Source organism: Polaromonas sp. P1_A2 (assembly GCF_056406895.1).
The window spans coordinates 99,418-119,636 of sequence record NZ_JBFTZI010000003.1; the positions used below are offsets into that span (position 1 = coordinate 99,418).

Annotated in this window: 19 protein-coding genes; 8 read left to right on the top strand and 11 right to left on the bottom strand. The window is 65.2% G+C overall.

Annotated elements, in window-relative coordinates; genetic code table 11:
- Nucleotides 1–3: 3 nt before the first annotated feature.
- From AC1D09_RS12525 to AC1D09_RS12550, 6 genes are all read left to right on the top strand, one after another.
- On the top strand, nucleotides 4–981 hold the full coding sequence (locus AC1D09_RS12525; protein WP_477661823.1) for an ABC transporter ATP-binding protein: 978 nt from the start codon (nucleotides 4–6) through the stop codon (nucleotides 979–981).
- On the top strand, nucleotides 978–1,994 hold the full coding sequence (locus AC1D09_RS12530) for an ABC transporter ATP-binding protein (protein WP_477661824.1): 1,017 nt from the start codon (nucleotides 978–980) through the stop codon (nucleotides 1,992–1,994). The genes AC1D09_RS12525 and AC1D09_RS12530 overlap by 4 nt, the downstream gene beginning before the upstream one ends.
- A 102-nt stretch (nucleotides 1,995–2,096) precedes the next feature.
- Nucleotides 2,097–3,305 (top strand): M20 aminoacylase family protein, encoded by a 1,209-nt coding sequence (locus AC1D09_RS12535; RefSeq protein ID WP_477701075.1) that lies wholly within the window; start codon nucleotides 2,097–2,099, stop codon nucleotides 3,303–3,305.
- Between the two features lie 23 nt (nucleotides 3,306–3,328).
- The gene (locus AC1D09_RS12540) at nucleotides 3,329–4,426 is read left to right on the top strand and encodes a M14 family metallopeptidase (RefSeq protein WP_477661826.1); all 1,098 of its coding nucleotides are present in this window, start codon (nucleotides 3,329–3,331) and stop codon (nucleotides 4,424–4,426) included.
- 71 nt (nucleotides 4,427–4,497) lie between these two features.
- Nucleotides 4,498–6,261 carry a sensor histidine kinase gene (locus AC1D09_RS12545; protein WP_477701076.1) on the top strand — a complete coding sequence of 588 codons (1,764 nt, stop codon included), beginning with the start codon at nucleotides 4,498–4,500 and terminating at the stop codon, nucleotides 6,259–6,261.
- A 140-nt stretch (nucleotides 6,262–6,401) separates the two neighbouring features.
- Complete coding sequence (locus AC1D09_RS12550; RefSeq protein WP_477661828.1) at nucleotides 6,402–6,767, top strand: response regulator; 366 nt, start codon at nucleotides 6,402–6,404, stop codon at nucleotides 6,765–6,767.
- Nucleotides 6,768–6,785: 18 nt separating this feature from the next.
- Here the strand turns inward: AC1D09_RS12550 and AC1D09_RS12555 are convergent, their stop codons facing one another.
- Nucleotides 6,786–7,322, bottom strand: coding sequence for a DUF1415 domain-containing protein (locus AC1D09_RS12555; protein ID WP_477661829.1), 537 nt, complete (start codon nucleotides 7,320–7,322; stop codon nucleotides 6,786–6,788).
- Nucleotides 7,323–7,339: 17 nt separating this feature from the next.
- Entirely contained in the window at nucleotides 7,340–9,001 is a 1,662-nt protein-coding gene (gene ettA, locus AC1D09_RS12560; RefSeq protein ID WP_413326071.1) for an energy-dependent translational throttle protein EttA, read from the bottom strand.
- A 366-nt stretch (nucleotides 9,002–9,367) separates the two neighbouring features.
- Here ettA and AC1D09_RS12565 point away from each other — a divergent pair, with 366 nt between their 5' ends.
- Nucleotides 9,368–11,089 (top strand): DEAD/DEAH box helicase, encoded by a 1,722-nt coding sequence (locus tag AC1D09_RS12565; RefSeq protein ID WP_477661830.1) that lies wholly within the window; start codon nucleotides 9,368–9,370, stop codon nucleotides 11,087–11,089.
- A gap of 22 nt (nucleotides 11,090–11,111) precedes the next feature.
- Nucleotides 11,112–11,657 carry a Rossmann-fold NAD(P)-binding domain-containing protein gene (locus AC1D09_RS12570; RefSeq protein ID WP_477661831.1) on the top strand — a complete coding sequence of 182 codons (546 nt, stop codon included), beginning with the start codon at nucleotides 11,112–11,114 and terminating at the stop codon, nucleotides 11,655–11,657.
- A gap of 129 nt (nucleotides 11,658–11,786) precedes the next feature.
- Here the strand turns inward: AC1D09_RS12570 and AC1D09_RS12575 are convergent, their stop codons facing one another.
- From AC1D09_RS12575 to AC1D09_RS12615, 9 genes are all read right to left on the bottom strand, one after another.
- A complete protein-coding gene (locus AC1D09_RS12575; protein WP_477661832.1) occupies nucleotides 11,787–12,539 on the bottom strand; it encodes a FadR/GntR family transcriptional regulator in 753 nt (250 codons plus the stop codon).
- A gap of 9 nt (nucleotides 12,540–12,548) precedes the next feature.
- Nucleotides 12,549–12,932: a cupin domain-containing protein gene (locus AC1D09_RS12580; RefSeq protein WP_413326065.1), complete on the bottom strand. Its 384-nt coding sequence runs from the start codon at nucleotides 12,930–12,932 to the stop codon at nucleotides 12,549–12,551.
- A gap of 37 nt (nucleotides 12,933–12,969) precedes the next feature.
- A complete protein-coding gene (locus AC1D09_RS12585; protein WP_477661833.1) occupies nucleotides 12,970–14,016 on the bottom strand; it encodes an L-idonate 5-dehydrogenase in 1,047 nt (348 codons plus the stop codon).
- Nucleotides 14,017–14,049: 33 nt separating this feature from the next.
- Nucleotides 14,050–14,817: an SDR family oxidoreductase gene (locus tag AC1D09_RS12590; RefSeq protein ID WP_477661834.1), complete on the bottom strand. Its 768-nt coding sequence runs from the start codon at nucleotides 14,815–14,817 to the stop codon at nucleotides 14,050–14,052.
- An 8-nt stretch (nucleotides 14,818–14,825) separates the two neighbouring features.
- Nucleotides 14,826–15,896 (bottom strand): ABC transporter ATP-binding protein, encoded by a 1,071-nt coding sequence (locus tag AC1D09_RS12595; RefSeq protein ID WP_477661835.1) that lies wholly within the window; start codon nucleotides 15,894–15,896, stop codon nucleotides 14,826–14,828.
- A 15-nt stretch (nucleotides 15,897–15,911) separates the two neighbouring features.
- A complete protein-coding gene (locus AC1D09_RS12600) occupies nucleotides 15,912–16,763 on the bottom strand; it encodes a carbohydrate ABC transporter permease (protein WP_074577461.1) in 852 nt (283 codons plus the stop codon).
- Nucleotides 16,760–17,632 (bottom strand): carbohydrate ABC transporter permease, encoded by an 873-nt coding sequence (locus AC1D09_RS12605; RefSeq protein WP_074577463.1) that lies wholly within the window; start codon nucleotides 17,630–17,632, stop codon nucleotides 16,760–16,762. The genes AC1D09_RS12600 and AC1D09_RS12605 overlap by 4 nt, the downstream gene beginning before the upstream one ends.
- A 75-nt stretch (nucleotides 17,633–17,707) precedes the next feature.
- On the bottom strand, nucleotides 17,708–19,084 hold the full coding sequence (locus AC1D09_RS12610) for an ABC transporter substrate-binding protein (protein ID WP_477661837.1): 1,377 nt from the start codon (nucleotides 19,082–19,084) through the stop codon (nucleotides 17,708–17,710).
- A gap of 151 nt (nucleotides 19,085–19,235) precedes the next feature.
- Complete coding sequence (locus AC1D09_RS12615; RefSeq protein ID WP_477661838.1) at nucleotides 19,236–20,198, bottom strand: 2-hydroxyacid dehydrogenase; 963 nt, start codon at nucleotides 20,196–20,198, stop codon at nucleotides 19,236–19,238.
- Between the last annotated feature and the right edge of the window lie 21 nt (nucleotides 20,199–20,219).

Consider the following 20,219-nt stretch of genomic DNA (forward strand, 5'->3'; position numbering starts at 1 on the left):
AAAATGAGTCTTCTGCAAATCAAGAACCTGGTGGTCGAGTTCCCCGGCCGGCGCGGCACGCTGCGCGCGCTGGACGACATTTCCCTTGACATCGCGCCCGGTGAAATTCTCGGCGTAGTGGGCGAATCGGGCGCAGGCAAGTCGCTGACCGGCGCGGCCATCATCGGCCTGCTGGAGCCGCCCGGGCGCGTGGCCGGCGGCCAGATCCTGCTCGAGGGCGAGCGCATCGACAACCTGCCCCATGAGCGCATGCGCCACATCCGCGGGCGCAAGATAGGCGCAATCTTCCAGGATCCGCTGACCTCGCTGAACCCGCTTTACACCATAGGCCGGCAGCTGGTGGAAACCATCAGGGCCCACCTGCCGGTGACGGCCCATGAGGCCCGCCTGCGCGCCATCGAGCTGCTCAGCGACACCGGCATACCGGCGGCCGCGCAGCGCATAGACCATTACCCGCACCAGTTCTCGGGCGGCATGCGCCAGCGCGTGGTGATCGCCCTGGCGCTGGCGGCCGAGCCCAAGCTGATCGTGGCCGATGAGCCGACGACCGCGCTCGACGTGTCCATCCAGGCGCAGATCATCACCTTGCTCAAAAACATCTGCAAACAGCGCGGTGCCGCCGTGATGCTGATCACCCACGATATGGGCGTGATCGCCGAGACCTGCGACCGCGTGGCCGTGATGTATGCCGGGCGCATCGCTGAAATCGGCCCGGTGCACCAGGTGATCAACCACCCCTCGCACCCCTATACCGCGGGCCTGATGGCTGCGATTCCCGACATCACGGTGGAGCGCGAGCGCCTCTACCAGATCGACGGCGCCATGCCGCGCCTGAACGCCATCCCGCAGGGCTGCGCCTTCAACCCGCGCTGCCCCAAGGCTTTTGACCGCTGCCGCCAGGACAGGCCGGACCTGATGCCGGCCGGCGCCACGCGGGCCGCCTGCTGGCTGCATGATGCGCATGCAGGGGTGGCGGCATGAGCGGCACCGAAAAAAAAGTGGAGGCTCCATTGGTCCGGGCGCATGACCTGGCCAAGACCTTTGACGTGTCGCCGCCCTGGCTGAACCGCGTGCTGGAGCGCAAGCCCCGGCTGCTGCTCAAAGCCGTCGACGGCGTGAGTTTCGAGATCGAAAAAGGCAAGACACTGGCGCTGGTCGGCGAATCGGGTTGCGGCAAAAGCACCGTGGCCCGCCTGCTGGTGGGCCTGTATGAGCCCACGCGCGGCGGCCTGACCTTCGACGGCCAGGACGCGCACGCGGTGTTCAAGACGCCGGCCGGCCGGCAGCTGCGCAGCCGCATCCAGATGATCTTCCAGGATCCTTATGCCAGCCTCAACCCGCGCTGGACGATTGAGGACATCATCGCCGAACCGCTGCGTGAGCACGGCATCCTGGAGGGCGGCCCCGCGCTCAAGGAACGCGTGGGCGAACTGCTCAAGTCGGTGGGCCTGTCACCGCTGGACATGGTCAAGTACCCGCACCAGTTCTCGGGCGGGCAGCGCCAGCGCATCTCCATCGCGCGCGCGCTGGCCACCGAACCCGAATTCCTGGTCTGCGACGAGCCCACCTCGGCGCTCGACGTGAGCGTGCAGGCGCAGGTGCTCAACATCATGAAGGACCTGCAGCGCACGCGGGGCCTGACCTACCTCTTCATCTCGCACAACCTGGCGGTGGTGCGCCATGTCAGCGACCAGGTCGGCGTGATGTACCTGGGGCGCCTGGTGGAGCTGGCCGACAAGCACAGCCTGTTCGACAGGCCGCGCCACCCCTACACGCGCATGCTGCTGGACGCCATCCCCAAGATGCACGACACCGGCCGTGCCCGCACGCCGGTCTCGGGTGAGGTGCCCAATCCGCTGAACCCGCCCGGCGGCTGCACCTTCCACCCGCGCTGCCCGCATGCCAATGAGCGCTGCAGGACCGAGCGGCCCGAGTTCCTTCAGTTTCAAGGCGTTCGCGTGGCCTGCCATGCGGTCGAAGAAGGCCGGATCTAGGAATCTGTTTGCGGGATTGTGAATATTTCGGAATTTGAAGATCACGCGGCGCCTGCAAATCGGGGCGAGCTTGGTTACCATGAACCTTTAACGGAGAACGCCGTGAAAATCATTGAATCCATCCTGGCCGGGGCGGCCGACATCGCGGCCGTGCGCCGCGACATCCACGCCCACCCTGAACTGTGTTTCCAGGAAGTGCGCACCGCCGACGTGGTCGCGAAAAAACTCGAATCCTGGGGCATCCCCATCCACCGCGGCATGGGCACCACCGGCGTGGTGGGCATCGTGCATGGGCGCGACGGCGGCGCCTCGGGCCGCGCCGTGGGCCTGCGCGCCGACATGGACGCCCTGCCCATGCAGGAATTCAACACCTTCGCCCACGCCAGCACGCAGCCGGGCAAGATGCACGCCTGCGGCCATGACGGCCACACCGCCATGCTGCTGGCCGCGGCGCGCCACTTCTCGCAGAACCGCGATTTTGACGGCACGGTCTACCTGATCTTCCAGCCGGCCGAAGAAGGCGGCGGCGGCGCGCGCGAGATGATCAAGGACGGCCTCTTCGAGAAATTCCCCATGGAAGCCGTCTTCGGCATGCACAACTGGCCCGGCGCGCCGGTAGGCACCTTCGCGGTCAGCGCGGGGCCGGTGATGGCGTCGAGCAACGAATTCAAGATCACCATACGCGGCAAGGGCAGCCACGCCGCCATGCCGCACAACGGCATAGACCCGGTGCCTGTGGCCTGCCAGATGGTGCAGGGCTTCCAGAACATCATCAGCCGCAACAAAAAACCCGTGGACGCGGGCGTCATCTCGGTGACCATGATCCACGCCGGCGAAGCCACCAACGTGGTACCCGACTCCTGCGAACTGCAGGGCACGGTACGCACCTTCAGCATCGAAGTGCTGGACCTGATTGAAAGACGCATGAAGGAAGTCGCCGAACACACCTGCGCCGCCTTCGAGGCGCGCTGCGAGTTCAAATTCCATCGCAATTACCCGCCCACCGTGAACAGCGCCGCCGAGGCCGATTTCGCGCGCCGGGTCATGAGCGACATCGTGGGGCCGGCCAACGTGCTGGCGCAGGAGCCCACCATGGGCGCCGAAGACTTCGCCTACATGCTGCAGGCCAAGCCCGGCGCCTACTGCTTTATCTCCAACGGCGACGGCGCGCACCGGGACATGGGCCACGGCGAGGGCCCCTGCACACTGCACAACCCGAGCTACGACTTCAACGACGACCTCATTCCCCTGGGCGGTACCTACTGGGTCCAGCTGGCCACACGCTGGCTGGGCACGGCCGCCGGGGCCTGAATCCTGACCACGTCAATATCACCATGAATCCACACGCGGCTTTTTCGGCCAGCTACGCGGCTGCGCGCGCCAAATTCCTCGAGGCGGCCGGCGCCGCAGGCATGGCGCTTCGCGCCTACGAACACCCGCTCAAAGGCCGCGACGGCGAAACCCTGGCCATGGACGTGGCCCTGGACGGTTCGCCCGACGCCGAGCACCTCTTCATCGTCAGCAGCGCCTGCCACGGCGTCGAAGGCTATTGCGGCTCGGGCGTGCAGGTGTATGCCGCGCGCGACGCCGAGTGGCGCGCCAAGGCGCGCGCCGGCGGCGTGGCGGTGCTCTACATCCATGCGCTCAATCCCCACGGCTTCTCGTACACGCGGCGCACCACCCACGAAAACGTGGACCTGAACCGCAACTTCCACGACTTCAGCCGGCCCCTGCCCGTCAACGAGGCTTACCGTGAGGTCCACGACCTGCTGCTGCCCGCGCAGTGGCCGCCCACGGACGACAACCACGCCGCCATCGCGGCCTACATCGACACCCACGGCGTGACCCGCTACCAGGCGGCGGTGTCGCAAGGGCAGCATGAATACGCCGACGGCATGTTTTTCGGCGGCACCGCGCCGAGCTGGAGCAACCAGACCCTGCGCGAGGTGCTGCGCACCTTCGGGCAGCGGGCCCGCCGCATCGCCTGGATGGACCTGCACACGGGCCTGGGGCCCAGCGGCCTGGGCGAGCGCATTTTTGCCTGCGAAGACGACGCCAAGGCCCTGGCCCGCGCACGCGCCTGGTGGGACGGCGATGGCGCCACGCCCGTGACTTCCTTCTACGACGGCTCGTCCAGCTCGGCCCGCCTGACGGGCCTGCTGTGGAGCGCCGTGTACGACGAATGCCCGCAGGCCGAGTACACCGGCATGGCCATGGAATACGGCACCCTGCCCATCCTCGACATGATCGCCGCCCTGCGCGCCGACCACTGGCTACACAAACACCCCGAGACGCAGCCCGAAGTGCAAGCGGCCATCAAGCGCCAGATGATGAACGCCTTTTATGTCGATACCGATGAATGGCGCACGCAGATCATCGCGCAGGCGCGCCAGGCGATGTTCCAGACGGTGGACGGGCTGGGCTCGGCCTGAAGGCCACATAATGAGGCGTGGCGGCCCCGGCCCGGGCGGCCGTCTTTCCACCCGAGCACGAAAGCCGCGCCATGCCGTCTGACGCCGACCTGCACCGCCAGCTCCAGCAGCTGCAACAGCAATACCAGGCGCTGCAGGCCGACTACCGGGACCTGCAGCTTGAAAAGCAGAAGCAGGAAACCTCGGCCACCCTGTGGCTGGAGCAGCGCACCCGCGAGCTGCAGGCCGAAGCACGGGAGCAGAAAAAAGCCGAAACCCTGCAGCGGGTGTTTTACCGCATCGCCGAACGGGCGGCGGCGGACCTCTCCTTCTACGATTTCCTGCAGTCGGTGCACGGCCTGCTGGGCGAGCTGCTGTACGCGAAGAACTGCTACGTGTGCCTTTACGACGCGCAAAAGCAGCGCAAGGATTTTCCCTATTACGTGGACGAACGCGACGGCGACACGCTGCAGCGCAGCAATGTGCCCTACCGGCGCGGGCTGACCGAGTTCGTGCTGAGCACCGGCCGGCCGCAGATCATCGACGCCGCGCGGCTCAAGCTGCTGGAAGCCGGCGGCCAGGTGACCGAAGGCAGCGGCGACATGACCTTCAGTTCCTGGCTGGGCGTGCCCATGCACATACGCGGCGCCATAGGCGGCGTGCTGGCGGTGCAGGGCTATGAACCGGGCGTGGCTTACAGCGACACGGACGCCGACATCCTTTCCTTTGTCGCCAACCATGTGAGCAGCGCGATCGAGCGCTACCAGGCGCTGGACGAGCTGCGCAAATCCGAAGAGCGCTACCGCACGGTGATTGAAAACGTCGGTGTCGGCGTGGTGGTGGTGCAGGACGACCGCATGGTGTTCGTCAACCCCAGCCTGGAGCGCATCGTGGGCCACCCGCGCGAGTACCTGCTGTCCCAGCCCTACACGGCGACGGTCCACCCCGAGGACTTGCCGGTGATGCGCGAGCGCCATGAACGGCGCCTGCGCGGCGACGAGGTGGACTCGATGTACAGCTTTCGCGTCATCACCCAGTCCGGCGAGGTGCGCTCGCTGGAGCTTTCCGCCGTGAAGATCGAATGGGGCAAGCGCGAGGCGACGCTGATCTTCGTGGTGGACGCCACGGCCCGCCTGCAGGCTGAACTCACGCAGCGCCAGACCCTGCAGCGGCAGACCGAACTCAACGACATGAAATCGCGCTTCATTTCGGTGGCCTCGCATGAATTCCGCACGCCGCTGGCCTTCATCCTGTCGTCGGCGGAGCTGCTCAAGCACTACGGCGACCGCCTGCCCGGGCCCGAAAAAGCCGATGTCATCGCCACCATAGAAACCGGCGTGCGGCGCATGACCCAGATGCTGGACCGCGTGCTGCTGCTGGGCAAGGTGGAGGCGCAGATGCTGGAGTTCCAGCCGGCCCAAGTCAACCTCCAGGTACTGTGCCAGGACCTGGTCGAGGACGCCCGCATCCAGCATTCGGAGGCGGGCTGCGAGCTGGCCCTGGAATTCGAGGCCTGGCCGGCGGTCGGGCTTTTTGACGAAAAGCTGCTGCGCCATATTTTCGGCAACCTGCTGTCCAACGCCATCAAATACTCGCCACAAGGCGGGAAAATCCTGTTTCGGGTCTCTTCGTCGCAGGGACGGGTGGCCTTCGAGGTGTCGGACCAGGGCATAGGCATTCCGGCCGAAGAGCTTCCCCACCTGTTCGAGTGGTTCCACCGGGCCAGCAATGTCGGGGAGATCCAGGGCACGGGCCTGGGGCTGGCCATCGTGAAAAACTCCGTCGACCTGCACGGCGGCCGCATCGAGGTTGCCAGCGTCGTGGGCCAGGGCACGCGCTTCACCGTCACGATTTAAGGCGGCAAAAACCGGCCCAAAGCCGGGGCAAGGCTATAAGATGGGCATCAGGCCAGGCCAGCGGTGCAGCCCGCAGCCTGGCGGCTCAGGGAAATCCGCCCCCTAACAATGACAGCCGGGGCCTTCGCTACGAAAGAACAATGGCGCGCATTCTGGTGATTGAAGACGAGTCCCATATCCGGGATAACCTGCTGCGCTTCGTCCGGCTCGAGGGCCACGAAGGCCTGGGAGCGGCAGACGGCGGCGCCGGCCTGCAGCTGGCCCGCGAGCAGCGGCCGGACCTGATTTTCTGCGATGTGATGATGCCGCAGATGAGCGGCATTGAGGTGCTGGCCGCGCTGCAGGCGGAACCCGCGCTCAGCCAGGTGCCTCTGGTGTTCCTGTCGGCCAGTGCCGAGTCGGAGCGGCTCGAGGAAGCCCTGCGCCTGGGCGCCAGCGCCTATGTGACCAAGCCCTTTAATTTCGCCCAGTTGCAGGCGGTGCTCAAGCAGTACCTGCCCAAATAGCCGGCTGTTCCCGCAAGGCTAAAGGCCCAGCGCCTTCCAGCCCGGGTGGCCCAGTTTTTCGAGCACCGCGATGTTCTGCTCGAAAATCGCTTCGGCTTCGGGAAAGGCCTCCACGGCCCGTTCCACGCTCTCCTCGCGCAGCAAATGCAGGATGGCAAAAGGCGCGCGGTTGGTGTAGTTGCCGATATCGTCGGGCTCGGTGCCCTCAAACTGGAAGCGCGGGTGAAAGCTGGCCAGCTGGATCACGCCCTCCAGGCCATGCTCGTCCACCACGCCCTCGGCAATCTCCAGGAAGTCGTTGAAGTCCAGGAAGTCCTCGAACAGCGTGGGATGGATCAGCAGCGTGGTGTCGACCTCTTCGGCCGGCGTGGCGGCCAGCAGGTCCAGCTCGCGGTCCAGTTCTTCCAGCAGGTCATCCGCATGCCGGGCATGGCTGACCACCAGGCGCACCTGGTTCTTGACGTAGACCGCCTTGGCAAACGGGCACAGGTTGAGCCCGATCACGGCTTTTTCGAGCCACAAGCGGGTTTTGTCCAGAACCTCCTGGTCTGTCATGGCCACGCTCCCCAAGCCTAGTGCAGAGCCTTGAAGCGCACGCGTTTGGGTTTCGCACCCTCTTCACCGAGGCGCTTCTTCTTGTCGGCTTCGTATTCCTGGTAGTTGCCGTTGAAGAAGGTCCACTGGCTGTCGCCTTCGGCGGCCAGGATGTGGGTCGCGATGCGGTCCAGGAACCAGCGGTCATGGCTGATCACCAGCACCGAGCCGGCGAATTCGAGCAAGGCGTCTTCGAGCGCGCGCAGGGTTTCCACGTCCAGGTCGTTCGAGGGTTCGTCCAGCATCAGCACGTTGCCGCCCGCGATCAGGGTTTTGGCCAGGTGCAGACGCCCGCGCTCGCCGCCCGACAGCATGCCGACGCGTTTTTGCTGGTCGGCGCCGTTGAAGTTGAAACGGCCGGCGTAGGCGCGGCTGGGCATGGTGAACTTGCCGACGGTCAGCATGTCCAGGCCGCCGGAAATGTCTTCCCAGACGGTTTTGTCATTGGCCAGGTCGTCGCGGTGCTGGTCGACGAAGGCCATGCGCGCGGTCTTGCCGATGGCGACTTCGCCGCTGTCGGGCTGCTCCTTGCCGGCGATCAGCTTGAACAGCGTGGACTTGCCCGCGCCGTTGGGGCCGATGATGCCGACGATGGCGCCCGCGGGCACCTGAAAGCTCAGGTTGTCGATCAGCAGGCGGTCGCCGAAGGACTTGCTGACGTTCTTGAACTCGATGACCTCGTTGCCCAGGCGCTCGGCCACGGGAATGAAGATTTCCTGGGTTTCGTTGCGCTGCTGGTATTCGTAGTCGGACAGTTCCTCGAAACGGGCCAGGCGCGACTTGCTCTTGGCCTGGCGCGCTTTCGGGTTCTGGCGCGACCATTCGAGTTCCTTCTTCAGGGCCTTGGCGCGGGCTTCCTCGCCCTTTTGCTCCTGCGCCAGGCGCTCGCCCTTCTGGTCCAGCCAGCTGCTGTAGTTGCCCTTCCAGGGAATGCCGTGGCCGCGGTCCAGTTCCAGGATCCACTCGGCGGCGTTGTCCAGGAAGTAGCGGTCGTGGGTGATGGCCACCACGGTGCCCGAAAAGCGCTGCAGGAACTGCTCCAGCCAGTCCACCGATTCGGCGTCCAGGTGGTTGGTCGGTTCGTCGAGCAGCAGCATGTCGGGCTTGGACAGCAGCAGGCTGCACAGGGCCACGCGGCGTTTTTCACCACCCGAGAGCACACCGATCTTGGCGTCCCAGGGCGGCAGGCGCAGCGCATCGGCGGCGATCTCGAGCTGGTGCTCCGAATCGGTGCCGGCGGTGGCGATGATGGCTTCCAGGCGGGCCTGCTCGGCCGCCAGTGCGTCGAAATCGGCATCGGGCTCGCCGTAGGCCGTGTACACGGCTTCGAGCTGCGCCTTGGCGGCAAACACCGCGCCCATGCCGGCTTCCACGCTCTCGCGCACCGTGTGCTCGGGGTCCAGCTTGGGCTCCTGCGGCAGGTAGCCGATGTTCAGGCCCGGCATGGGGGTGGCTTCACCCTCGATTTCCTTGTCCAGGCCGGCCATGATCTTGAGCAGCGTGGACTTGCCGGAACCGTTGGTGCCCAGCACGCCGATCTTGGCGCCCGGGAAGAAGCTGAGCGACACCTCCTTGAGGATATGGCGCTTGGGCGGCACGATTTTGCCGACCTTGTTCATGGTAAATACGTACTGAGCCATCGGGATTTACTTTGATAAAAATGAAAAAAACATTGCGGGAAACGGGCTGCCTGCGGCCTGTAAACGCTATTTTTACGGGCCGCCGGCAGTTTCCTGCGAGCTGGAACGACACGCCGCGCCGGGGCGCCAACGCCTTTTGAAGGGGCGTGTTTTTCTGCGTGAATGCCCCATTATCGTTGCTGTGCGACAATACAGGGGTTGCTGGCTCCAGTTGCCTTCAACATTTGGGCACATCCGGGTACCGCTTCAAGTGGCTATTTCGATGTTTTCGGCCCGACTTTCTGACCCCATCTGCCTTTGACTGGCGGGTTGCCTTCCAACAGGGCGCCCAACAGGCCGATCCAAAGCGCCCCACGGCGCCACATCATGACATTTGAAGAATTGAACCTGGCCCCGGCCATTCTGAAGGCCGTGCTCGAGCAGGGCTACGACACCCCCACCCCCATCCAGGCCCAGGCGATCCCCGCCGTGCTCAAGGGTGTGGACCTGCTGGGCGGCGCCCAGACCGGCACCGGCAAAACCGCGGCTTTCACGCTGCCCCTGCTGCAGCGCCTGTCCACCGAAGCGCGCCTGACCAACCGCCGCGGCGTCAACGCCGTGCGCGCCCTGATCATGACCCCCACCCGCGAACTCGCGGCCCAGGTCGAGGAAAGCGTGCGCACCTACGGCAAATACACCGACCTCACCTCCATGGTGATGTTCGGTGGCGTCGGCATGGGCGCCCAGATTGAAAAACTGCGCCGCGGCGTGGACATCCTGGTCGCCACCCCCGGCCGCCTGCTGGACCACGCGAGCCAGGGCACGCTGGACCTGAGCCAGGTGCAGATCCTGGTGCTGGACGAAGCCGACCGCATGCTCGACATGGGCTTCATCCACGACATCAAGAAGGTGCTGGCCCTGGTGCCCAAACAAAAGCAGTCGCTGCTGTTCAGCGCGACCTTCAGCGATGAAATCCGCGAACTGGCCAACGGCCTGCTCAAAAACCCCGAATCCATCCAGGTCACGCCGCGCAACACCACGGTGCAGCGCATCACGCAGACCATACACCCCGTGGGCCGCAGCAAGAAGAAAGCGCTGCTGACCCACATCATCAACGAACACAACTGGAGCCAGGTGCTGGTGTTCACGCGCACCAAGTTCGGCGCCAACAACGTGGCCGAGCACCTGACCAAGCACGGCATCCCCGCGATGGCGCTGCACGGCAACAAGAGCCAGACCGCCCGCACGCAGGCGCTGGCCGACTTCAAGAGCGGCACGATTCGCGCGCTGGTGGCCACCGACATCGCCGCCCGCGGCATCGACATCGACGAGCTGCCGCACGTGGTCAACTACGAAATCCCCAACGTCAGCGAAGACTATGTGCACCGTATTGGCCGCACCGGCCGCGCGGGCAACAGCGGCGAAGCCGTCAGCCTGGTCTGCCTCGATGAGGAAGGCTTCATGCAGGACATCGAGCGCTTCACCAAGCAGAGCATCGAAAAAATCATCGTCCCCGGTTTTGAAGCCGAGCCCGGCGAACGCGCCGAGCCACTGGCCATGGGCCGCCAGACCATCTGGGGCGGCCTGGGCAAGCCGCCCAGCCGCGAAGTGATGCAGGCCGCCGCCAAGGCTGCCCGCACCGAGATGATGCAGCGCATCCGCGACAGCAAGGGCGCCCAGCCCGCGCGCGGCGGCAACGGCGGCGGCAACAACGGTGGCGGCCGCAGTCGCGGCCCCGCCGGCGGTGGCAACGGTGGTGGCGGCAATGGCAGCGGCCGCGGCCCGCGCACCCCCAACCCCGGCCAGCCACGCCAGGCTTCAGGTTATTCTCAGAACGGCCAGCCGCCGCGGCAGGCCCAGGCGCCACGCCAGCGCGACGAGCAGCAGCCGCGCGCCCCCCGCAACGAGTCCAGGGAGCCACGCAATGACTTCGACGACCGCCAACCCGCCAGCCACGCCTCCTCAGGCTTCCCCTCCTCCGGCCAGCCCACGGGCGGCAACCGGGGCAACTACCGCGGCAACCGCTCCGGCGGCGGCGCGGGTGGCTCTGGTGGCCGGGGCAACGGGCCTCGTCGGCCGGGCGGTCCTGGACCTTTTACTGGCCGATAAGCGCTATTCGGCGGTCCACTGCGTGGGCCGCCGCGCACCGGCCCGGCAGGGCAGCCGGCTGGCCGTGCACCTGGTCGATTCTTTTGCCGGTTTCAAGGCCCCGCCGGTGGACGATGTTTTCATCGCGCTGGGAACCACCATCAAGACGGCAGGCAGCCGCGCGGCCTTCAGGGCGGTGGATTTCGACGCCGTGCTGGCCGTGGCCCGTGCCGGCCGCGATGCCGGCGCCACGCGCCTGGGCCTGGTCAGCGCCATGGGCGCCGACCCGCATTCCATGCTCTTTTACACCCGCGTCAAAGGCGAAGCCGAGCAAGCGCTCTCGCAATTGGGCTTCTCCACGCTGGTGGTGGTGCGGCCGTCTTTTCTGGCGGGCGACCGGGAGTCGCTGGGCCAGCCCTTGCGCGGCGGTGAAGAACTGGCGATCAATCTTTCAAAACGCCTCAGCCGCGTGATACCGCTGAACTACCAGTCCATTTCGGCGGACAGCGTCGCGCGCACGCTGGTCGAGGAAGTGGCTGTTCGCCAGGGACACCACGTGGTCCTGTCCGGCGACATGCAGCGCCGCTAAGACGCTAAGACGCTAAGAAAAGACGCTCACAAAACCCAGCGAAGCGGTCCTGGCTAGGCGTGTCGCCGCAGACAGTGCACCAAGCACGGCAAGGCGGCGCAACAACGCCAGGAGGGTTTTGTGAGCGTCTCAGGCCGCCGCTTTAAGCTGCTTGGCCGGATTGCTCAGTTTCGGCAAACGCCGCCGCGAGCCGAGCACCAGCTCGATGTCCTCGTGCGCGCCGTCGATCAGCACCAGAATCGCTTTTTCGGCCTTGGCCGGGTTGCGGGCGATCACCGCGTCCAGCACCGCCCGGTGCAGCGGCAAAGAGCGTTTGGGGCCGTCCTTGCGGATGGTGGAAATTTCAAAGCTGGTGCGCAGCAAGGCACTCAGCGCCTTGCTCATCTGGATCAGCATGCGGTTGTGCGCGGAGCGCAGCAGGCCCTGGTGAAAACGCAGGTCGTAGGTGACGTAGTCGCCGCCTCCTTCCACGGCGCGCTTCATGCCGGCATAGGCGTCCTCGATCTCGGCAATCTCTTGCGCGGTGGCGCGCTCGGCGGCCATGCGCACGGCGGCGGGCTCCACCAGGCGCCGCAGCTCCAGCAAGTCACGCAAAAATTCGGGTGTGATGCCGGCCTTGGCCTTCCAGGCGATGACGTCGGGGTCGAACCAGTTCCAGTGCTCCTCGGTCAGCACGCGGGTACCGACCTTGGGGCCGGTGGTGACAAGGCCCTTGGCGATCAACGACTTGACCGCTTCGCGCACCACCGTGCGGCTCACGCCCAGTTCCTCGCAGAGCACCGGCTCCGGCGGCATGGACATGCCGGCGGCATAACGGCCCGCGACGATGGCTTCACCGATATGGTCTACCGTGTTGCCGTGGACGTTTTTCATGGTGGCCATGGCGTGCTTTCAGCCCCGCACAAACAGCGTGACCAGCGGGTCCGGCCCCACCTGGCGGCTCCAGTGGCCGTGCAGGGCCGGGTCGAAGGTGGCGCCGGCCGGCAGCACGTCGGCCGAGTAGAAATGCTGGCCCGGCTTGAAGATGCGCGAGACCCCGCCCTGCAGGCCGATTTCCATCTCGCCGCCCAGGATGAACACCCACTGCGGATTCGGCGTGCAATGGAACTGGCTGCGAAAGCCCAAAGGGCTGTGGCGCAACTGGTAGCCGCCCGAAGCGAACACTTCGGACAGCATGGCCTGCGGTGAACCTTCACCCAGCGGGACGGCCTCTTCGCGGAATCTGGCCCGGCCGTCGGTATCGGTGTAAAGAATGACTTTGGAAAAAACGGTCACAAAGGACTCCGGTGAATGGCTGTGAAAAGCGGGCGCCTCATGAAGTTTCGCCGCCAAAGGCGATCTGCACCTTCATGGATTGGCGCTTGTCGCCGGCGAGTGTAAAGGCATGCGTGGCCTGCTCGAAGGCGACGATGTCGGTGATGACGGGCCGGCCGTCTATCAGGCGCTGGTTCAGGAAAGCCACCGCCACGGCGAATTCGGGGTGAAAGCGGAAGGTGCCGCGCAGCTCCAGCTCCTTGGCGACCAGGGTGTTGAGCGGCAGCGAGACATGGCCGCCCAGGCCCACCGTCACGATGACGCCGCGCGGCGCCACCACATCCAGGCCGGCGACCAGGGCTTTTTCATTGCCCGAGGCCTCGAACATCACGTCGAACTGCCCCTTGCCGGCGGCAAAGGCCGCCAGGCCGTCCGGCTCCTGGGCCAGGTTGATGGTCTGGTCGGCGCCCATTTTTTTGGCGCAGGCCAGGGGAAGCTCGGCGATATCGGCCGCCACGATGCGGGCCGCGCCCGCGCGGCGCAGGCCGGCGATCAGCAAGGCGCCTATGGGGCCGCAGCCGGTGACCAGCACCTGTTTGCCGAACACCGAGCCGGCCCGCGAAATCGCGTGCAGGCCCACCGACAAAGGCTCGGCCAACGCGGCCTCGGACAGCGGCAGGTCGTCGGCCACGGGATGCGCCTGGGCGGCCTCGATAACCAGGGTTTCGCGGAAAGCGCCCTGGATGTGCGGAAAGCGCATCGCGCTGCCGTAAAACCGCATGTCCATGCAGTGGTTGTGCAGGCCCTGCTGGCAGAAGCGGCAGGCGCCGCAAGGCCGCGAGGGCGAAATCGCGATGCGCTGGCCGGCGCGCAGGCCGCTGACCTCGCTGCCCACGGCCTCGACCACGCCCGACACCTCATGGCCCAGCACCATGGGCTCCTTGATACGCACCGTGCCGAAGCCGCCGTGCTGAAAATAATGCAGGTCGGAGCCGCAAATGCCGCCGTAGGCCACCCGCACACGCAGCTGCTGCGGGCCCAGGGTTTCGGTATCCAGCGCGTCAAGGCGCAGGTCTAAGGGCGCATGACAGACAAGTCCACGCATGATGTTTCTCCCTGGTTGCGCGGGACGGCGGCGTCACAAAGTCGCCGTCACCCCGCCGTCGACATATAAAACATGGCCATTGACAAAGCTGGAGGCATCGCTGGCCAGAAACACGGCCGCGCCGGCCAGCTCGGCCACCTCGCCCCAGCGCCTGCTGGGCGTGCGCCCCGTGAGCCAGGCGCTGAACTGTTCGTCGACCACCAGTTTTTCCGTGAGTTCGGTCTTGAAGTAGCCGGGCCCGAGGCCGTTGACCTGGATGCCGTAGGGCCCCCAGTCGATCGCCATGCCCTTGGTCAGCATCTTGACCGCGCCCTTGCTGGCCATATAGGGCGCGATGTTGGGACGCCCCAACTCGCTCTGCACCGAGCAGATGTTGATGATCTTGCCCTTGCCGCGCGTGATCATTTTCCGGGCGACCGCCTGCCCGACAAAAAAGACGCTGTCGACATTGGTACGCATCAGCTCATGCCAGTCCTGCGCGGGGAAATCCTGCAGGGCCATGCGCTTTTGCATGCCGGCGTTGTTGACGAGGATGTCTATGCCGCCCAGCGTGCCTTCGATGTCCTCCACCGCCGCCTGCACCGAAGCGGCATCGGTGACATCAAAACCGCGTGTGTGGACGGTGAGGCCCTCCTCGCGCAGCACGCCGGCTGCGCGCTCCAGCTTGGCGCCATCGCGGCCGTTGAGCACCAGGGTGGCTCCCGCCTGCCCCAGGCCGCGCGCCAACGCGAAACCGATGCCGCCCGAAGAGCCGGTCACCAGCGCAAGGCGCCCGTCAAGCCTGAAAGAGTTCACAACCATGGATGGACTCAATCCAGGCGAACGCCGCTGGCATCGTCAAACACATGGGTCTTGCCGGCCGCGATGTCCAGGTGCACGATGTCGTCGGGGCGCACCGCCGTGCGGCCATGCATCACCACGATGACCTTGGCGCCCCCCACCTCGAGCAGCAACTCGGTCTCGGCGCCGGTGGGCTCGACCACAATGACCTTGGCCGGAATGCCCTGCCCCGTGGCGGACAGCGACAGATCGCCGGGCCGCACGCCGTAGTGCACGGGCTGGCCGTCCTGCGCCTGGGCAATCTGGCCTATGGGCCACTGGTGGCCCTCGGCTTCAACCCAGGCACGGCCGCCCTCCTTGCGCAAAACGCCCTTGAGGACGTTCATGGCGGGCGAACCTATGAATTGCGCGACAAACAGGTTGCCGGGCCGGTCAAACAGCTCCAGCGGCGTGCCTATCTGCTCGATGATGCCGTCGTGCATGACCACGATGCGGTCGGCCATGGTCATGGCCTCGATCTGGTCGTGCGTGACGTAGACCGTGGTGGTTTTCAGGCGCTGGTGCAGGGCCTTGATTTCGGCGCGCATGGCCACGCGCAGCTTGGCGTCCAGGTTGGACAGCGGCTCGTCGAACAGGAAGACCTTGGGGTCGCGCACGATGGCCCGCCCCATGGCCACGCGCTGGCGCTGCCCGCCCGAGAGCTCACGCGGGAAGCGGTCCAGTAGAGGGTCCAGGTTCAGGATGCGGGCGGCGTCGCCCACGCGCTTGTTGGTGAGTTCGGCATCGGCCTTGCGCAGCTTCAGGCTGAAAGCCATGTTGTCGCGCACCGTCATGTGCGGATAAAGCGCATAGCTCTGGAACACCATCGCGATGTCGCGGTCCTTGGAGTCGAGTTCGTTGATGACCTTGCCGTCGATCGACATCTCGCCACCGCTGATTTCCTCCAGCCCGGCCAGCATGCGCAGCAGCGTGGACTTGCCGCAACCCGAGGGCCCCACCAGCACGACAAATTCGCCGTCGGAGATGTCAAAGCTGATGCCGTGAATGATCTTGACCTTGCCGAAGGCCTTTTCAATATTGCGAAACGATACAGAAGCCATGTGGTATTTCCCGGGTCAGCTCTTCACGGCACCGGCTGTGAGGCCCGACACCATATAGCGTTTGAAAGCGTAATAAATTGCCGCCGGAGGCAGCGCGTAAATCAGGCCGGTGGCCATCAGCAGTTCCCACGGCGAGTCGTCGGCGGCGAGGAAATTGCCCAGTGCCACCGCCAGCGTCACGCTGGTGTCCCTGGACAGCAGCAGGAAGGCGTAGAGGTATTCGTTCCAGGCCAGCAGCAGCGCATAGGTGCCGACCGCCACCAGCGAGGGCACCATCAGCGGCAGGTAGACCAGCCGGAACAGCTGCATGGCCGTGGCGCCGTCCATGCGGGCTGCCTCATCAAGCTCGTAAGGCAGCTTGTCGGAGGCCTGCTTGAGCACCCAGATGCAATAGGGCGAAGCGATGGTCACCATGGCCAGGATCAGCGACCACTGGTGGTTCAGCATGCCGTAGTTGCCCATGGTCTTGTACATGGGAACGGCCAGGAACGCGGCGGGGATGAAGTAGGTGAACAGCGCCATGTTCATCACCGTGCGGCCGCCGCGCACCTTGAGCCGGCTGATGGCAAAGGCCGCGGTGGTGGAAACCACCAGTGTCAGCACCCCCACCGACAGCGCGATCACCAGCGAGTTGCCCAGTTGCACCCAGAAGTGGTCGAGGTAAAAATGCTTTTGCCAGAACACCGTCTCGAAATTGTCCAGTGTGGGTTTTTTGGGCCAGAGCCGCCCCGTCGTGGCTTCGTTGCGCGGCGAGATCGCGAACAGCACCATGTGGTAGATCGGGATCAGCGTCCACAGCAAGACCGGGATGCCGACCAGCAGCAGCCTGGCCTCCCGGGTGACTGAACGCAGTGTGACGCGGCTCATTTGGACAACCTTTTCATCATGAAATACACCAGCGGCAGCACCAGGGGCAGGGCCACGACGATGGAGGCCAGGGACAGGTCGACCTGGTCCAGGCGCAGGTAGCGGATGCCCAGCGTGGCCAGCACGTGCGTGAGGTCGGCCGGCCCGCCGCCTGTCAGCAGGTAGACGCTGTTGAAGTCGCCCAGCGTCCAGATCATGGACAGGATGGTCGAGGTCAGGTACAGCGAGCGCATGGACGGCCAGGTGATGAAGCGGAATTTCTGCCAGACCGTGGCGCCGTCCACCGAGGCCGCTTCATACTGCTCGGCCGGTATGGCCATGCGTCCTGCCAGCAGGATCAGCGTCCAGAAGGGCAAGGACTTCCAGATGTGCGCCAGCATAGAGAAAGACAGCGCCAGCGTCGGGTCATTGAGCCAGTTGGGGCCGTCTATGCCCGTGGCCTTGAAAATCAGGGTGTTGATGACGCCCCACTCGGGGTTGAGCATGAAGCGCATCGACAGAATGGTCGGGATCGAGGGCACGGCCCAGGGCAGGATAAAAATCACCGACAGCGCCTTGATCCACCAGCGTGTGTTCAGGAAAAATCCCGACAGGAACAGCGCCACCACCATCTTGAGGTTCACCGCCACGACGATGAACACCACCGTGTTGATCAGCGAGCGGAAAAAGATCGGGTCGGCAAACAGCCTGACATAGCTGTCCGGATGGCGTGCCAGCCACAGGCCGTAGCCCACGGGGTAGATCACGAAAACCAGGAAGATCAGCAGGTAGGGAACGACCAGCGCGAGTCCCCACTTCTCCCACGAAGTCATGGCGGCGCGCTCGGCGCGCACCGAAGGGGCGGCCTGTTGGATGGTTGCAGTGCTCATGCTTTGCTTTGTTGACGCGCGCCGCCACCCCGGAAATCGGGGCGGGCGGCGCGGCTTTCTTCAGTCGGTCAGCGCTCAGTTCGCCACGGTCTTGATGCGGGCGATCATTTCGTCAACGGCCTTGTCCACCGGCATCTTTTCATTGATCACGCGGTTGGCCGCCTTGGCCCAGACGTTCTCGTTGTTCAGGATGGTGAACTTGTAGTTCTTGGTGAACTCGAAGTTGACGGTTCCGGCGGTGAACTGGTTGTAGACCGACAGCCTGTGCGCGTCGGCTTTCCAGAACGGACGCTGCTGCGCGGTCTTGGTCACCGGGAACCAGCGGCCCAGCGAGCCTTCCACATAAGGCGTGAGGTTCTCTTCCTGCATCAGGAAGGACACGAACTCCTTGGCGCGGGCCTTGTTCTTGGCCTGGTTGAACACCACACCCACCTTGACAGCGGCGCGGTACACCATCTTGCTGCCGTCGGGCTTGTTCGGGAAGCCCGCCGTGCGAATGCGCTCGGTGTAGTTCTTTTTCGCGGTCTCGCGGTCCTCCGGCTTGAGCGACGCGTTGTTCATGTCGTCCAGCCATTTCGCGGCGATGGAGATCGTCGCGTTATGGGTCAGGATGGTGGTCTTGTTGTGGAAGGCGACGTTGTTGTCCGGGTCCTTCCAGCTGGTGGACGAAGGCGGCGTGCAGCCCTTGGCGTAGGGCTGGGTGTAGTCCGTCAGTGCGCTGATCAGGCCCGCACGCACCTGCGGATCGTCGACCAGCAGCTTGCCGCTATCGCTCACCAGCTTGACGTTGTAGGCGTCCATAAAGGTCAGGAAGGAATAGAAGGAGTCGCTGGAATCCACGCCCAGCGGCTGGCCTATGCCGAAAGTACGGTTGCCGGTTTTCTGGCGGTGCGCGGGCTGCACCTTGTCGCACCAGAAGGACCAGTAGTCCTTCCAGGCCGTGGGAATGTCGGATTCCTTGAAGCCGGCCTCATTGAGCATGTCCACCCAGTACTCGATGTGCATGGTCTGCTGCTTCATCGGGAAGGCGTAATAGGCCCGGGTCTTGGTGGCGTCGTTGTAGAGGAAGGCGGTCTCCACCGTGTTGGGCGCAAAACGCGCGCGCATGGGGTTGATCACGCTGCTGATGTCTTCAAGCTTGCCGTCGAAGGCCCACTTGCCGGCGACCTGGAAGTCATAGACGTCGGCATAGGCCACGTCGGGCGGGCTGCCGGAGTCGAGCGCCGCGACGGTTTTCGGGATCATGTCCTGCACCGGGTACTGCGAAAGCTCGACCTTCACGCCCTTGTGTTTTTCCTCGTACTTCTTGATCGCGGCGAAGAGCGCATCGTCTTCGGCTTTGTAAAAGCCCTTGACCCACCAGACGGTGAGCTTTTCCTGGGCGGAGGCCTGCCCCGCCGATATGAGGCCGGCCGCGACCATCGCGGCGGCCAGGATTGTCTTGAGTCTCATTTGTCTTGTCTCCTCTGCGGGTGGGTTGTTGAACTGCAAAAACTCGTCGCCATGCGCTCTTGGACGCATTGTTATCATATGATGATTAACCCCCTGGTCTTTTATGGAAAACCCGGAGCATTCCTGCCCCGGAACCAAGCCCAGGATGGATTCAATGCCATTCCGGCACCGGGGTAAAGAGGGCTTGCCCGGCAAAATGCGCGCGCAGGTTGTCGACAGCCAGTTTGGCCATGGCGTGGCGCGTCTGCACCGTGCCGCTGGCCATGTGCGGCGTCAGCACCACGTTCTCCATGGACCAGAGCGCCTCGCTGGGGTGCGGCTCTTTTTCGAACACATCGAGCGCCGCGCCGGCGATCACGCCCCGCTGCAGCGCATCAACCAAAGCCGCCTCGTCGACCACCGAACCGCGCGCCACATTGATCAGGTAGCCCTCAGGCCCCAGGGCCTTGAGCACTTCGGCATTGATCAGGTGGTGCGTGCCGGCGCCGCCCGGCGTGATCACGATGAGGAAATCCACCTGCGCGGCCAGCGCCTGTGCCGTGGGGTAAAAGGTGTAAGCGAGTTCCGCCTTGGCGCTGCGGCCGGTGTACGCAATCGACATGCCGAAGGCCTCGGCCCGGCTCGCGATGGCCTGGCCTATGCGGCCCAGGCCGACGATGCCCAGGCGCGCGCCCGAGACCTTGCGCGCCAGCGGCATGGGCCCTTCCTTGGCCCAGCGCCCGGCACGCACATAACGGTCCGCCAGCGGGATGCGCCGCGCCACCGACAGCATCAGGCCAATGGCCAGGTCCGCCACCTCGTCGTTGAGCACGCCGGGCGTGTGGGTAACCGGAACGCGCCGCTGCAGCGCGGCGGCGACGTCCACGCCGTCATAACCCACCCCCATGATGGAAACGATTTCCAGCGCGGGCAACTGGTCCATCAACGAGCGCGGAACCTTGGACTCCCCACCCCCGGCGATGCCGCGCACCAGCGGCGCGACCTTGGCAAAGGCCGCGGGATCGCTCTCATGCAGCCTGTCATGGACCTCATAAGCCGCCTGCAGCGGCTCCATCAGGAAGGGCGGGAGCTTGGCGACGGTGAGGATGTGCGGGCGGCTGGACGGGACGGACACGGGGCGGGCTCCTGCGGTCAT

What these genes read in the sequence shown, in the direction of transcription:
- AC1D09_RS12525 (WP_477661823.1), top strand. Translation starts at nt 4, where the DNA reads ATGAGTCTTCTGCAAATCAAGAACCTGGTGGTCGAGTTCCCCGGCCGG.
- AC1D09_RS12530 (WP_477661824.1), top strand. Translation starts at nt 978, where the DNA reads ATGAGCGGCACCGAAAAAAAAGTGGAGGCTCCATTGGTCCGGGCGCAT.
- AC1D09_RS12540 (WP_477661826.1), top strand. Translation starts at nt 3,329, where the DNA reads ATGAATCCACACGCGGCTTTTTCGGCCAGCTACGCGGCTGCGCGCGCC.
- AC1D09_RS12545 (WP_477701076.1), top strand. Translation starts at nt 4,498, where the DNA reads ATGCCGTCTGACGCCGACCTGCACCGCCAGCTCCAGCAGCTGCAACAG.
- AC1D09_RS12550 (WP_477661828.1), top strand. Translation starts at nt 6,402, where the DNA reads ATGGCGCGCATTCTGGTGATTGAAGACGAGTCCCATATCCGGGATAAC.
- AC1D09_RS12555 (WP_477661829.1), bottom strand. Translation starts at nt 7,322, where the DNA reads ATGACAGACCAGGAGGTTCTGGACAAAACCCGCTTGTGGCTCGAAAAA.
- ettA (WP_413326071.1), bottom strand. Translation starts at nt 9,001, where the DNA reads ATGGCTCAGTACGTATTTACCATGAACAAGGTCGGCAAAATCGTGCCG.
- AC1D09_RS12565 (WP_477661830.1), top strand. Translation starts at nt 9,368, where the DNA reads ATGACATTTGAAGAATTGAACCTGGCCCCGGCCATTCTGAAGGCCGTG.
- AC1D09_RS12575 (WP_477661832.1), bottom strand. Translation starts at nt 12,539, where the DNA reads ATGGCCACCATGAAAAACGTCCACGGCAACACGGTAGACCATATCGGT.
- AC1D09_RS12585 (WP_477661833.1), bottom strand. Translation starts at nt 14,016, where the DNA reads ATGCGTGGACTTGTCTGTCATGCGCCCTTAGACCTGCGCCTTGACGCG.
- AC1D09_RS12590 (WP_477661834.1), bottom strand. Translation starts at nt 14,817, where the DNA reads ATGGTTGTGAACTCTTTCAGGCTTGACGGGCGCCTTGCGCTGGTGACC.
- AC1D09_RS12595 (WP_477661835.1), bottom strand. Translation starts at nt 15,896, where the DNA reads ATGGCTTCTGTATCGTTTCGCAATATTGAAAAGGCCTTCGGCAAGGTC.
- AC1D09_RS12600 (WP_074577461.1), bottom strand. Translation starts at nt 16,763, where the DNA reads ATGAGCCGCGTCACACTGCGTTCAGTCACCCGGGAGGCCAGGCTGCTG.
- AC1D09_RS12605 (WP_074577463.1), bottom strand. Translation starts at nt 17,632, where the DNA reads ATGAGCACTGCAACCATCCAACAGGCCGCCCCTTCGGTGCGCGCCGAG.
- AC1D09_RS12610 (WP_477661837.1), bottom strand. Translation starts at nt 19,084, where the DNA reads ATGAGACTCAAGACAATCCTGGCCGCCGCGATGGTCGCGGCCGGCCTC.